General features: G+C 59.2%; 14 protein-coding genes and 1 other annotated feature. Of the genes, 1 reads left to right on the top strand and 13 read right to left on the bottom strand.

The features are described 5' to 3' along the window. Nucleotides 1-14: 14 nt before the first annotated feature. The 13 genes from MR935_RS03725 to fba form a co-directional block, all read right to left on the bottom strand. Nucleotides 15-818: a GNAT family N-acetyltransferase gene (locus MR935_RS03725; protein WP_290571167.1), complete on the bottom strand. Its 804-nt coding sequence runs from the start codon at nucleotides 816-818 to the stop codon at nucleotides 15-17. Next, the gene (locus MR935_RS03730; protein ID WP_290571168.1) at nucleotides 815-1,729 is read right to left on the bottom strand and encodes a DUF2156 domain-containing protein; all 915 of its coding nucleotides are present in this window, start codon (nucleotides 1,727-1,729) and stop codon (nucleotides 815-817) included. Before MR935_RS03730 ends, MR935_RS03725 begins: the two co-directional genes overlap by 4 nt. Nucleotides 1,730-1,748: 19 nt before the next feature. Then, entirely contained in the window at nucleotides 1,749-2,519 is a 771-nt protein-coding gene (thyX, locus tag MR935_RS03735; RefSeq protein WP_290571170.1) for an FAD-dependent thymidylate synthase, read from the bottom strand. Then, nucleotides 2,516-3,259 carry a WecB/TagA/CpsF family glycosyltransferase gene (locus MR935_RS03740; protein ID WP_290571172.1) on the bottom strand — a complete coding sequence of 248 codons (744 nt, stop codon included), beginning with the start codon at nucleotides 3,257-3,259 and terminating at the stop codon, nucleotides 2,516-2,518. The genes thyX and MR935_RS03740 overlap by 4 nt, the downstream gene beginning before the upstream one ends. Before the next feature lie 165 nt (nucleotides 3,260-3,424). Continuing rightward, complete coding sequence (locus tag MR935_RS03745) at nucleotides 3,425-3,739, bottom strand: phage holin family protein (protein ID WP_290571174.1); 315 nt, start codon at nucleotides 3,737-3,739, stop codon at nucleotides 3,425-3,427. Between the two features lie 78 nt (nucleotides 3,740-3,817). Further along, the gene (gene leuB, locus MR935_RS03750) at nucleotides 3,818-4,894 is read right to left on the bottom strand and encodes a 3-isopropylmalate dehydrogenase (RefSeq protein ID WP_290571176.1); all 1,077 of its coding nucleotides are present in this window, start codon (nucleotides 4,892-4,894) and stop codon (nucleotides 3,818-3,820) included. Between the two features lie 4 nt (nucleotides 4,895-4,898). Then, nucleotides 4,899-5,390 (bottom strand): 3-isopropylmalate dehydratase small subunit, encoded by a 492-nt coding sequence (gene leuD / locus MR935_RS03755; RefSeq protein WP_290571178.1) that lies wholly within the window; start codon nucleotides 5,388-5,390, stop codon nucleotides 4,899-4,901. Nucleotides 5,391-5,406: 16 nt separating this feature from the next. Next, entirely contained in the window at nucleotides 5,407-6,669 is a 1,263-nt protein-coding gene (leuC, locus tag MR935_RS03760) for a 3-isopropylmalate dehydratase large subunit (RefSeq protein WP_290571180.1), read from the bottom strand. A gap of 18 nt (nucleotides 6,670-6,687) precedes the next feature. Beyond that, nucleotides 6,688-8,199 carry a 2-isopropylmalate synthase gene (locus tag MR935_RS03765; RefSeq protein ID WP_290571182.1) on the bottom strand — a complete coding sequence of 504 codons (1,512 nt, stop codon included), beginning with the start codon at nucleotides 8,197-8,199 and terminating at the stop codon, nucleotides 6,688-6,690. A 77-nt stretch (nucleotides 8,200-8,276) separates the two neighbouring features. Then, nucleotides 8,277-8,517, bottom strand: a binding site (T-box leader). 98 nt (nucleotides 8,518-8,615) lie between these two features. Beyond that, the gene (hslO, locus tag MR935_RS03770) at nucleotides 8,616-9,497 is read right to left on the bottom strand and encodes an Hsp33 family molecular chaperone HslO (RefSeq protein ID WP_290571184.1); all 882 of its coding nucleotides are present in this window, start codon (nucleotides 9,495-9,497) and stop codon (nucleotides 8,616-8,618) included. Further along, nucleotides 9,497-10,240 (bottom strand): class I SAM-dependent DNA methyltransferase, encoded by a 744-nt coding sequence (locus tag MR935_RS03775; RefSeq protein WP_290571186.1) that lies wholly within the window; start codon nucleotides 10,238-10,240, stop codon nucleotides 9,497-9,499. Before MR935_RS03775 ends, hslO begins: the two co-directional genes overlap by 1 nt. Then, nucleotides 10,237-10,530 (bottom strand): YerC/YecD family TrpR-related protein, encoded by a 294-nt coding sequence (locus MR935_RS03780; protein WP_290571188.1) that lies wholly within the window; start codon nucleotides 10,528-10,530, stop codon nucleotides 10,237-10,239. The genes MR935_RS03775 and MR935_RS03780 overlap by 4 nt, the downstream gene beginning before the upstream one ends. A 123-nt stretch (nucleotides 10,531-10,653) precedes the next feature. Further along, nucleotides 10,654-11,622, bottom strand: coding sequence for a class II fructose-1,6-bisphosphate aldolase (fba, locus tag MR935_RS03785; protein ID WP_290571190.1), 969 nt, complete (start codon nucleotides 11,620-11,622; stop codon nucleotides 10,654-10,656). A 237-nt stretch (nucleotides 11,623-11,859) separates the two neighbouring features. Here fba and MR935_RS03790 point away from each other — a divergent pair. Continuing rightward, on the top strand, nucleotides 11,860-12,446 hold a 587-nt coding region (locus MR935_RS03790; RefSeq protein ID WP_290571191.1), incomplete at its 3' end, for a diphosphate--fructose-6-phosphate 1-phosphotransferase.

Here is a 12,446-nt window from a genome sequence, read left to right on the forward strand (position 1 = left end):
TTGCGTCCCACCTTTCAGTTGAGCATCAAATTCATATAGCCCGCGTTATTTATCCCGCGCGGCGGCTCATGCCACCGGATGCAGCCCAGCGCCGTCTGCCCGCCGGGCACGGTGCAGGCAAGCTCGCGCCGTCCCAGCGTGTGCAGCAGCCCTTGCGCCTTGTCCTCCGTCAACCCGACGGCCTCCTGCACGGCATCCTCCCAGCAAAATGCATAGGCGGTCAGCGCGCCGTCTCTCAGCCAGCCGTATACGCCGCATCCCAGCCTATCGAACATATCCATCTGCCGCGCCCATTCGTCCTCGCTGCGCACAATGTGGCACGGCGGAACGGTGCGCTCATACAGCGCCCGCAGCTGCGGAATGTACGCCCGGGTCAGCCGCACCGGCGGCACACCCACCGCGTCGGCGCAGATATGCTCCCTGCCGACATAGAAGAACGGCTGGTAACCAAACGGCGCGTAAAAATCAAACAGCCACGGCTCAGCTGGGATGAGCACTGAGGCGGCGCGTCCCGCGTCGGCATCCAGTTCAAACGAGCGCCAAAGCAGCCGCGCCATATGCCCCTGACGCCGATGCGCCGGATCGGTGCATGCGCCGTAAATATAGGTCACCTCGCGCAGTTCCCCGTCTGCTTGCAGGCGGCAGGGCAGCATCTGCACCATCGCGCAGATCGTTTCTCCCTCGACCGAGAGCAGCACCCGGCTGATATCAAAAAAATATTTGAAAAAGTACTCGTTAAAACCACTTTCATCCGGGAAACAGACTTCCCACAGACGGCGGATGGCAGCGCGGTCATCCGGCTGCGCGAAGCGGATCATTGCGCCACCTCGCGCGGCACCGCCGTATACTTAACACCGTGCATCACCGGGTAGTACGACCGCTTGGCCTTGCGCAGTCCCTCGAGTCCAAGGTCCTCCTCCCGGTTAACGTATTCCACCTCATCACAGTTGTGCAGAACGAACTGCTGATTGATCATCTGGTAAGCCCCGGCGATGTCGTGGTCGGCCTTTTCGATCTGTACAACGTACATATCCTCGCTCGCCCTGCAGCCCAGCGTAAAGGCGATGACCTCCCCGTCCAGCTTGAGCAGGCCGCCGCGCAGATCAAGCGCAGCAAAATTCTCCAGCGCCTGCACGATCGCGCAAGTCTCCCCCTCAAAATCCCGATCGTGCGCGCAGCCGTTCTGGATGCACCACTTCAGGTGGAAGGCATAGGCCTCGCGTGTCGTCTCCGGCGTGATGTCCTCGTATCGCCAGCGCCCCTCATAGGCCGCCAGAAAGCGGTTGACCAGATTGCGCTTGCTTTGCAGCTTTTTGCCCGAAAGGGTGCGCAGCTTGTCCGCCAGATAGATATAATCATCCCCGTCCTCGGAATCATGCGCAAAAACAAACCGACCCGGGCGCACCGCCTCGATGCGCTCGATCATCGGTTCGGCGATCGAAACGATCGTCAGCGGGATGCCGCGCTCCTTGGCGTCCGCCTCGAGCGCGTCCAGCGCTGCGCCCAGATCGCCCTGACCGACCGGCGCCAGATAGCACTCATGCCCGCCATCCACCGGCTGCATCTTGACGAGCAGGAAGCCGTCCAAAAAGCAGATCTGTGTGCCGTAATGGCTGCGCCACATGAACAGGTCTACAAAGCATCGTTCACACAGGTGGTAATTATAATGCGCCCCACAGGCTTCGACCGCCTGCTTATCCTCCAACGTAATCTCACGAAACGGTAACATGCAAACTCTCTTTTCTCTGTTATTTTTGCGCGCGCAGCTGCTGATAATGCGCACGCACCGCGGCCGCCTTGCCGCAGCACATCTTGCCCTCGGTGCAGGGGCCGTCCACACATGCCGGGCCGCAGCGGCCGAACAGCGTCGGTGCGACCGCGTAAACCAAGCGGTACATCTCCTCGGCCAGCGCGCGAATCTCCCACTGGGCGCGCTCGCAGCAGCGCAAACGGAAGAAATTCGCCAGACTGCGCGCGTTGGCCGTCATCACGATACGGGTCGTGCAGGCGTTGGGCAGCACATAGCGCGCGTCCTCGATGGCGCGCTTTTCGGCCTGCCCGCGCGCCTGCGCATCCGGTATGCCCTGCGCGCGCAGCTCCTCAAGATAGCCCTCCATCAGCGCGGCGGTCAGTGCCTCATAGGTGCGCTGGTCGTCCTCCATCGCCCGTATAAATTGTTCCCGCGCCTCCGGGAGTTTATCAATCGCGGGCGGCACAACGTATTCAAACCCGTGCTCGCGCACATAGCGCTGCGACTGCACGGAGAACGATGCCATCCGGTGGCGCGTGATTTGCGCGAGCAGCGACCGGGATACGCCCTCGATCGCAAAGGTGAACGAGACGTGTTCGATCGGGCTTTCATGACCGATCTCGGACAGCATTTGTACAAAGCGCGCGGTTTTTTCTTCGGTCAACCCTTCCAGCACGCTGTCCACATCGGTGGAGGAATAGCAGTTCTTCGCGGCTGCCGCGACCAGCTTTTCCGGCTCAGGCGTGTGCGCGATCAGTTTGACCCTCATTTTGATTTCCCCTTTCCGCCAAACAGGCGCTCCCGTATCACGAGCAGCAGGAACTTTGGCAGCTTCATCATGCGTCCAATGCGGCTCGGCTGCTTGAGCAGGCGGTAGAACCACTCCAGCCCCAGCCGGATGAAAATATCCGGCGCACGTTTGGCCACGCCTGCGAACACATCGAGTGACCCGCCCAGTCCGCAAAACAGCGTGGCGTGTATCTCGTCGAGATGCGCGTCGATAAATTTTTCCTGCTTGGGTGCGCCAAGGCAGACGAATACCGCGTCCGCCCCGCCGCAGGCGTTGATCGCTTCGACGGCCTGCTGGTCATCAGCAAAATAGCCGTCATGGCAGCCAGCCAGCACAAGGCCGGGATATTTTGCGCACAGATTGCGCCCGGCCGCTTCGGCCACGCCCGGTTTGCCGCCCAGCAGATACAGGCGCATGCCCTCCTTGGCCATCGCGGTAGCCAGTTGCTCGGCAAACTCGATGCCGGCGACCTTGCCGCACAGCTCTTCGCCGAGGATCCCTGCCGCGTAAATGATGCCGATGCCGTCCGGCAGGACGAGCGCCGCCCGATTGACAATGCCCATGAGCTTTTCATCCTTACGGCACAGGTCGACGATCTCCGGGTTGGGCGTTACCACATAGCCCTTGCAGCGGGCGCGTATGCGGCTCATCGCCTCGTCGACAGCCTGCTGCATGGTGACGGCATGAAAATGTACGCCCAAAATAGAAGCGGTTTTCATTTTAGGTTTCTCCTATATTCTCGATACCTGAATCGGTGCATATACCAAATCTTCTCCATTATACAGCAGCTTGTCCCAAATCTCAAGTATAAGCTGCGCAAAACCGCTTGATTCGGAAGATTGATGCAAAAAGTCAGGCCATGATGCCTGACTTTTTGACACGCTCTATTTTTTCTCATCCTTGTCGCAGCCGCAGCGCCCCTGCGCGCAGTGCACGATCACCTCATTGACATAGACCGACATGCCCGTGCACAAAATGCCCTGCACCACGCCGTCAAACACCGCTGCGGCCCAGTTGGGATACTCCTGATAACGGGAAAGCACCGAAAGGCAGGCTAGACCGATGCCGCAGACTGTCAGCACAAGCGGAATGAACTGATTGGGAAAACGCTGCAGCCGTTTCAGCCCGCGCCCCAGCAGGTAGAGCACAGCGACCAGTATGGCGTATTCGGTCTTAATATACTGCGTGATCTCCTCCATGCCGATTCACCTCCACCCCATCTTATGCGGACGGAAGTAAAAAAGACGCGAAAGGGCATCCTTTCGCGTCTTGCGTATTCAAAGCTGTTCCCGGATGCGCGCGCCCATCTCGGCGGTGGAGAGCACCTTTTCGCCCCTTGCGGCGATATCGGCCGTGCGGCAGCCCGCGTCGAGCACAGATTCAACCGCCTTTTCGATCGCCTCGGCCTCGTCCCGCAGGCCGAACGAATAGTGCAGCATCATCGCGCAGGACAGGATCGTTGCGATCGGGTTGGCGATGCCCTTGCCCGCGATGTCAGGCGCCGAGCCGTGGATCGGCTCGTACATGCCCTTGCCGCTCTCGTTGACCGAGGCCGAGGGCAGCATACCGATCGAGCCGGTGATCATCGAGGCCTCGTCCGACAGGATATCCCCAAACAGGTTGCCGGTCACGATCACGTCAAACTGGCCGGGATTGCGTACCAGCTGCATCGCGCAGTTGTCGACATACATATCCGTGTATTCGACTTCGGGGTACTCGTCCCGGATTCGGTGCATGGTCTCGCGCCAGACGCGGCTGGTTTCCAGCACGTTGGCCTTGTCGACCGAGCAGACCTTGCGGTTTCGTTTCATGGCCATCTCAAAGGCGCGGCGGCCGATGCGCTCGACCTCGTAGGCCGAGTAATTCATATCGTCCGCGCCGACCTCGCCCCAGCCGTTTTCGCTCTGGCGGCGGTAATGCCTGCCGAAGTACACGTCGCCCGTCAGCTCGCGGCAAACCAGAATGTCAAACCCGTCGCCGATGATCTCGGGCTTGATCGGACAGGCATCGGCCAGCGCCTTGTGCATCTGCGCCGGGCGCAGGTTGACGAACAGGCCGAGCGCCGCGCGCAGGCCGAGCAACGCCTTCTCCGGCCGCTTGTCCGAGGGCACCTCGTCCCACTGCGGGCCGCCGACCGCGCCAAGCAGCACCGAGTCCGCCGCCTTGCAGATGTCGATTGTCTCCTGCGTCAGCGGCACACCATTGGCGTCGATCGAACAGCCGCCCGCGAGCACCTGTTGATAATGAAACGTGTGGCCGAATTTTTCGCCCACCCTATCAAGCACCAGCATGGCCTGCTCGACGATCTCCGGGCCGATGCCGTCCCCCTTGACGACCGCGATGTTGTATTCCATCGTCTCAGCCCTCTCTTTCCCGCAGCGATTTCAGCAAGCCGCCCGCCTTGATGATGTTCTGGATAAACGGCGGGAAGGCCGCCGCCTGATAGCTTTCGCCCTTAGTCTCGTTGGTGATAAGGCCGGTGTCGAAATCGACCGAGACTTCGTCACCCGCGTCGATGCCGTTTGCCGCTGCCTCGCACTCAAGGATGGGCAGGCCGATGTTGATCGCGTTGCGGTAGAAAATGCGCGCGAACGAGGAGGCGATGACGCAGGAGACGCCGTTCTCCCGCAGCACGAGCGGTGCGTGCTCACGCGACGAGCCGCAGCCGAAATTGCGCGTCGCCACGACGATATCGCCCGGCTTCATTTTCTTGACGAATTCCGCGTCGATATCCTCCATTGCGTGTGTCGAAAGCTCCTTGGGGTCGGCAATGTTCAGATAGCGCGCGGGGATGATCACATCGGTATCGACATTGTCGCCATACTTAAAAGCTCTGCCTTTTGCATTCATTGTTCCGGTTCCTCCCTTACTTCAGCTCATCGGGCGCGCAGATGTAACCCGCAACGGCGCTCGCCGCCGCAACAGCCGGACTCGACAGATAAATCTCCGAGGTGATATGCCCCATGCGTCCCACAAAGTTGCGGTTGGTGGTCGAAATCGAGCGCTCGCCATGCGCCAGAATGCCCATGTGGCCGCCAAGGCACGGGCCGCAGGTCGGGGTAGAGACGATCGCGCCCGCCTGAATGAAGATCTTGGTCAGCCCCTCGTCAATACATTGCAAATAGACCTCCTGCGTGGCGGGGATGATGATGGCGCGCACGTCGGGATGCACATGTCTGCCCTCGAGTATCTTGGCCGCGACGCGCATATCGTCAATACGCCCGTTGGTGCACGAGCCGATGACCGCCTGCTGCACCTCTATCCTGCCCAGCTCGTCGATGGGCTTGGTGTTCTCAGGCAGGTGCGGGCAGGCCACAGTCGGGCGCAGGGCGGACAGATCGATCTCGATCACCCGCTCATACACGGCGTCCTCATCGGCCTCAAACACGGTCACCTCGCGGTCAACGCGCCCCTTAATATACGCCATCGTCTTATCATCGACCGGGAAGATGCCGTTTTTCGCGCCCGCCTCAATCGCCATGTTGCAGATGGTAAAGCGGTCGTCCATCGACAGCGAGGCCACACCCTCGCCGGTGAACTCCATCGACTGGTACAGCGCGCCGTCCACGCCGATTTTGCCGATGATGTACAGAATAACGTCCTTACCGGACACCCACGGGCTGAGCTTGCCGGTGAGCACGAATTTGATCGCACTCGGCACCTTGAACCACGCCTTGCCGGTCGCCATGCCGGCGGCAAGGTCGGTCGAGCCGACACCGGTCGAGAACGCGCCGAGCGCGCCATAGGTACAGGTATGGCTGTCCGCGCCGATAATCAGCTCGCCCGGCGCGGTCAGGCCCTTTTCGGGCAGCAGCGCGTGCTCGATACCCATCGCGCCGACATCAAAAAAGTTGACGATGCCGTGCTTTTTGGAAAATTCACGGCAGGTCAGGCACTGTTCTGCTGATTTGATATCCTTGTTCGGCGCAAAGTGGTCCATAACGAGCGCAATTTTAGTGTTATCGAACACTTTGTCAAAGCCGGCCTTTTCCATCTCACGGATGGCAACCGGTCCGGTGATGTCGTTGGCCAGCGTCAAATCGACCTTGGCCTCGATCAGCTGCCCGACCTGCACGCTCTCCAACCCCGCGTGCTTTGCGAGAATTTTCTGCGTCATTGTCATTCCCATGGCCTGTTCCCCCTGTCCTTAATCAATGAAATATTTATTGATGCCGTTGATATACGCTTTGATCGATGCCTCAATGATATCGACCGACACGCCGCGGCCGGTGACGACCTCGTCGTCCCCCTCAAGGCATATCTTGACGATCGCCTCGGCCTGCGCGTCCTCGCCGTCGGTCATCGAGCGCAGCGTATAATCCTCCAGAATGATGTCCTTGCCGACAATTTTATTAATCGCGCGGAAGGCGGCATTGATCGGGCCGTCGGACGCGGCAACGCGCTCAAACACCTCATCGCCCTTTTTCACGCGAATGACCGCGGTCGCGGTGATCGAGTTGCCCGAGTTGATGACAAAGCGGTCGAGCGTGTAGCGCTCGGCGCCGGATACCGGCACCGCGCCAATCAGCGCTTCCAAGTCGCGGTCCTTGATGACCTTTTTCTTGTCAGCCAGCACCTTGAACTTGTCAAACAGCTTGTCGAGCTTTTCCTTGTCCAGCGTGTAGCCCAGCTCGCGCAGACGATCCTCAAACGCATGGCGGCCGGAGTGCTTGCCCAGCACGATCGCGTTCTTCGGGATGCCGACCGATTCGGGCGTCATGATCTCATAGGTCTCCTTGTTGTTCAGCACGCCGTGCTGATGGATACCCGACTCATGCGCGAACGCATTGGCGCCGACGATCGGCTTGGTCGGCGCGACCGGCACGCCCGTGATGGTTTGCAGCATACGGCTGGCGCGGTAGATCTGCTTGGTGTTGATATTGCAGTCGATGCCGAAGAAATCCTTGCGGGTATTAAGCGCCATGACGCATTCTTCCATCGAAGCATTGCCCGCGCGCTCACCAATGCCATTGATCGTGCATTCAATCTGGTCAATGCCCGCCTGCACACCGGCCAGCGAGATCGCAACGGCCATGCCAAGGTCGTTGTGCACATGGCATGACAGCACCACGTTTTCGATGCCGGGCGTATGCTCGCGCAGGTAGCGGATGCGCGCGGCGTACTCATCGGGCACCATGTAGCCGACCGTGTCCGGGATGTTGAGCGTCGTCGCGCCCGCCTTGATGGCAGCCTCGAACACACGGCACAGGAAATCCAGATCGGAGCGAGTCGAATCCTCGGCAGAGAACTCCACATCGCTGCACAGCGTCTTGGCATACGCCACATGGTGCGCGACCGATTCGAGCACCTGATCGGGCGTCATCTTGAGCTTATACTGCATATGTATGGGCGAGGTGGCGATAAACGTATGGATACGGGGCGAGGCCGCGCGGCGGATCGCGTTCCACGCCGCTTCAATATCCCGCTCATTGCAACGCGCCAGCGAGCAGATCGTCGAGCCGCGGACGGTGTCCGCGATGGCGGCGATCGCTGCGGCATCGCCGGGCGAGGCGGCGGCAAAACCCGCCTCGATCACGTCAACGCGGAGCGCCTCCAGCTCCTTGGCGACCTCGATCTTTTCCTGCAAATTCATGCTGCAGCCGGGCGACTGCTCCCCGTCTCGCAGCGTCGTATCAAAAATCTTGATCGTTCTTCCCATTTTCTTGTCCTCACTTTCTGAAATGGCTTGTCTTGTGTCCAACAGGGACAAAAAAAGCTTCGTCCCTTAATCCAAAATTAAGAGACGAAGCGTATGCTCCGCGGTACCACTCTTGTTGCCGCATAGAACTGCGGCCACTCGCTGCGCATCCAACAATGCGCCTCCCCTGTAACGGTGGGCATCCGTTCCGACCTACCGGCAAACGCTTTCAGCGGACAGCTCCCGGGCGAGTTTCATCGCGCGCTGACACTGCCTTACACCGACCGGCAGCTCTCTGCGGACAGGGACACGATTACTTTACCCGTTCATCACCTTTTACAATATACATTTATATTAGCTTTCCTTGGCGCACTTGTCAAGGCTTTTTTTGCTTTTTTATGCAGGCTTTGCGCGCCTGCGTCCACGCACCGATCGTTTTATTGCTCTGCCTGCGCCACGAGAGCGCGCAGCTCGTCGCTGCCGAACGTGTATATTTTATCGCAAAACTGGCAGGTCACTTCGCTTTTTTCCTGTTCCCCGGCCATTTTCAGCAGCTCTTTTTTGCCCATGCTGATGAGCGCGCGCTCAACCTTTTGGCGGCTGCATGCGCAGCGGTAGCCGATCTCGTCCTGCTGCAAAAAATCGACCACAAAGCCGTCCAGCACACGCTCGACGATCTGCTCAAGCGTCCAGCCCTTGTCCAGCATGGCAGTCACCGGCTCGATTTTTGCAAGATTTCCCTCCAACCGGTCAATATCCGCCTCCTTCACCCCGGGCATGAGCTGCACCAGATAGCCGCCCGCGCAGCGCACCGTGCGATCGGTGTCGATCAGCACGCCCAGCGCGCAGGCCGAGGGGATCTGCTCGCTTTCGGCAAAATAGCGGGTCAGATCCTCGGCGATCTCGCCGTTTACCAACGCCACCGTGCCTGTTACCGGGTCTTTCAGGCCGATATCCTTAATGACCATCAGATACCCGCGGCCAACGCCGCCGCCCACATCCAGCTTACCGTCCGCCCGCAGCGGCAGGTCACAGGATGGCTCCTGCAAATAGCCACGTACGTAGCCGTCCGCCTCGCCCACGCAAACGATCGCGCCGAGTGGTCCGTTGCCCTTGACCTGCACGGTCACCGAGCCGCCCTCGGCTTTGAGCTGGCTGCCCATCATCGCGGTAGCGGTCAGCGTGCGCCCGAGTGCTGCCGTCGCGGTCGGTGCGGCGCTGTGTATCTGCCGCGCCCGCTCGACCAGGCCGGTCGTCACGGCAGCGGTGATCTGAATGCCCGCGTCTCGGGTCAGGGCGCGCAATAACGTATCGCTCATCATACATCTCTCTTTCGTGCGGTAAAATAGACACGGCTCTCCCTGCCCTGCACGGGCGAAAAATCCTGTCCTCCATAGGTTTTGATCTCTGCAAAGCCAGCCTTTTGCAGCATGGCAGTCAGCGCCGGGAGAGTGTACACGCGCTCCTCATGCATTTCCTGCGCGCGTGTCCAGTTTTCCCCCTGCTGCTCGAAAATATCAAACTGATACGCGCACAGCCCGTCCTCTACCGCCGCCTGCCATACGCAGAACACGCCGTCATCCTCGCGGACATAGCTGTTGCCGTCGATGCGCGCAAAATGCTCCGGTGTGTTGATATCGAACACGAACAGCCCTGTTCCCGGCTCCAGGAACAGGAAAACGCGCTCAAACGCCCGCTGCAAGGCGGCGGGGTCGGTCACATAGTTGACGCTGTCCAGACAGCACAGGCATACGTCCACCGTGCCGTACAGGTCAAGTTCCTCCATGCGCTGGTTGACGAACAGCGGAGGCTTTGCGCAGCCGGCTGTATTTTGCAGCGCCTGCGCCAGCATATCGGGCGAGGCATCCGCGCCGATCATCTCATAGCCGCGCTCGGCCAGCAGCTTGGTCAGGCTGCCCGTGCCGCAGGCCAGATCAAGCACCAGCTTCGGCTGCATCCCCTCCCGCCGGAACAGTGCCTCGAAAAAATCTGCCCACGCCGCATACCCCACATCGCCGGTAAAGCGGTCATAATAGGCAGAAAGTGCCTGATAGCTGTTCATGCTTCCTCCCGGAGCCGGTCAAGCAGCTTGCGGTAGCCGTCCGAGCCGTATACCAAGCATTTGTTGACGCGGCTGATGGTCGCGGTGGACGCGCCGGTCTCCTGCACGATATCGCTGTAAATGCGTCCTTCATCGAGCATACGCGCTACCTGAAAGCGCTGCACCATCGCGCGCAGCTCGGCGATTGTACACAGATCCTCAAAAAAATCATAGCATTCCTCGACGGTCTGCAGCTTAAGGATACCGCGAAACAGCATGTCCATGTCCTCGTCCTTCAGTTTTCGGTTCATCATACACCCCTCCGCTTTTGGGTTTTCGGATTTGATATATAGATTATACCACAGCGCTTTCATAGTGTAAAGCATGAAAAAAAGGCTGCGTTTGACGCAGCCTTTTTACGCGGGAAACAGGTTTTACGCCTTGCCGTTCGAGCCAAGCACGTTGACGATCTTGTGCGTGACCATATCCTTGACAGCCTGACGGGCGGGCTTGAGGTATTGGCGGGGATCGAAGTGATCCGGGTGCACGTCAAAGTACTCGCGGATGGTGGCGGTGATGGCCAGACGGATATCCGAGTCGATGTTGATCTTGCACACAGACATCTTGGCGGCCTGACGCAGCTCCTCTTCGGGAATGCCGATCGCATCAGGCATCTTGCCGCCGTGCTCGTTGATCTTCTTAACAAAATCCTGCGGCACGGAGGACGAGCCGTGCAGTACGATCGGGAAGCCGGGCAGACGCTTGGAGATATCCTCCAGCACGTCGAAGCGGAGCGGAGGCGGCACCAGAATGCCCTGCTCGTTGCGGGTGCACTGCTCCGCGGTGAACTTGTACGCGCCGTGGCTGGTGCCGATGGCGATCGCCAGCGAGTCGCAGCCGGTGCGGGAGACGAACTCCTCGACCTCTTCCGGGCGGGTGTAGGACGAATCCTCAGCCGAAACGCTTACCTCATCCTCTACGCCGGCCAGCGTGCCCAGCTCAGCCTCAACAACGACGCCGTGCTCGTGCGCGTAGTCAACGACCTTTTTGGCCAGCGCGATATTCTCCTCAAACGGGAGGGAAGAGCCATCAATCATAACCGAGGTGAAGCCGCCGTCGATGCAGGACTTGCAGGTCTCAAAATCCGGGCCGTGGTCCAGATGCAGCGCAATCGGGATATCCGGGCAGTTGGCAACGGCCGCCTCGACCATCTTTACAAGATAGGTGTGGTTGGCATACGCGCGCGCGCCCTTGGACACCTGAAGAACGACCGGGCTTTTCTGCTCTTGGCAGGCCTCGGTGATGCCCTGTACGATCTCCATGTTGTTGACGTTGAACGCGCCGACAGCATAGCCTCCCTCATAAGCCTTTTTGAACATTTCCTTGGTTGTAACTAATGGCATGATAAACTTCCTTTCTCATCCAGAAATAGCCTCAGTTGAAATCTGATTTTATTTTAACAGGATATACCCATAAAATCAAGACCAACCCTCCAAAAAGTCACCCATATTTTTTCCACCGGCGCATCGCCTAATTCAGCGCTTATCCATTGATTTTCTTTTTGCGTTGTGGTAATCTTATCAAGGAAGACAATGCAGAGGACTTTCCCTGCATTTGAATTTGTTAGGAGGTACTAAATCATGAGTGAACTGAAAGGCGCTTGCGTCATCGGCCAGTCGGGCGGCCCGACTACGGTCATCAACTCTTCCGTACTGGGCGCGCTGGAGACCGCGCTCGATAACCCGTCCATCACTCGCGTGTTCGGCATGGCTCACGGCATCAAGGGTCTGCTGAACGATGAGCTTTACGACATTGACAAGGAAGACCGCGACGAGCTGGCGCTGCTGCGCTACACTCCGTCCTCCGCGCTCGGCTCCTGCCGCTACAAGCTGGCCGACCCGGATGTTGACGACACCGATTATAAGCGCATCCTCGAGATCTTCAAAAAATACGACATCCGCTATTTCTTCTACAACGGCGGCAACGACTCGATGGATACCTGCAACAAGGTTTCCAAATATATGATGAAGTCCGGCTACGAGTGCCGCGTCATGGGCATCCCGAAGACGATCGACAACGACCTGTTCGGCACCGACCACTGCCCCGGCTTTGCCTCTGCCGCCAAGTATATCGCCACCTCCTGCATGGAGATCTATCAGGACGCGCGCGTGTATGACACCGGCATGGTCTGCGTGGTCGAGATCATGGGCCGCCATGCCGGCTGGCT

This window comes from Agathobaculum sp. (assembly GCF_022775115.1).
Classification (GTDB): Bacteria; Bacillota; Clostridia; order Oscillospirales; family Butyricicoccaceae; genus Agathobaculum.

What these genes read in the sequence shown, in the direction of transcription:
- MR935_RS03725 (WP_290571167.1), bottom strand. Translation starts at nt 818, where the DNA reads ATGATCCGCTTCGCGCAGCCGGATGACCGCGCTGCCATCCGCCGTCTG.
- MR935_RS03745 (WP_290571174.1), bottom strand. Translation starts at nt 3,739, where the DNA reads ATGGAGGAGATCACGCAGTATATTAAGACCGAATACGCCATACTGGTC.
- MR935_RS03730 (WP_290571168.1), bottom strand. Translation starts at nt 1,729, where the DNA reads ATGTTACCGTTTCGTGAGATTACGTTGGAGGATAAGCAGGCGGTCGAA.
- thyX (WP_290571170.1), bottom strand. Translation starts at nt 2,519, where the DNA reads ATGAGGGTCAAACTGATCGCGCACACGCCTGAGCCGGAAAAGCTGGTC.
- hslO (WP_290571184.1), bottom strand. Translation starts at nt 9,497, where the DNA reads ATGAGCGATACGTTATTGCGCGCCCTGACCCGAGACGCGGGCATTCAG.
- fba (WP_290571190.1), bottom strand. Translation starts at nt 11,622, where the DNA reads ATGCCATTAGTTACAACCAAGGAAATGTTCAAAAAGGCTTATGAGGGA.
- MR935_RS03765 (WP_290571182.1), bottom strand. Translation starts at nt 8,199, where the DNA reads ATGGGAAGAACGATCAAGATTTTTGATACGACGCTGCGAGACGGGGAG.
- MR935_RS03780 (WP_290571188.1), bottom strand. Translation starts at nt 10,530, where the DNA reads ATGAACCGAAAACTGAAGGACGAGGACATGGACATGCTGTTTCGCGGT.
- MR935_RS03775 (WP_290571186.1), bottom strand. Translation starts at nt 10,240, where the DNA reads ATGAACAGCTATCAGGCACTTTCTGCCTATTATGACCGCTTTACCGGC.
- MR935_RS03740 (WP_290571172.1), bottom strand. Translation starts at nt 3,259, where the DNA reads ATGAAAACCGCTTCTATTTTGGGCGTACATTTTCATGCCGTCACCATG.
- leuC (WP_290571180.1), bottom strand. Translation starts at nt 6,669, where the DNA reads ATGGGAATGACAATGACGCAGAAAATTCTCGCAAAGCACGCGGGGTTG.
- leuB (WP_290571176.1), bottom strand. Translation starts at nt 4,894, where the DNA reads ATGGAATACAACATCGCGGTCGTCAAGGGGGACGGCATCGGCCCGGAG.
- leuD (WP_290571178.1), bottom strand. Translation starts at nt 5,390, where the DNA reads ATGAATGCAAAAGGCAGAGCTTTTAAGTATGGCGACAATGTCGATACC.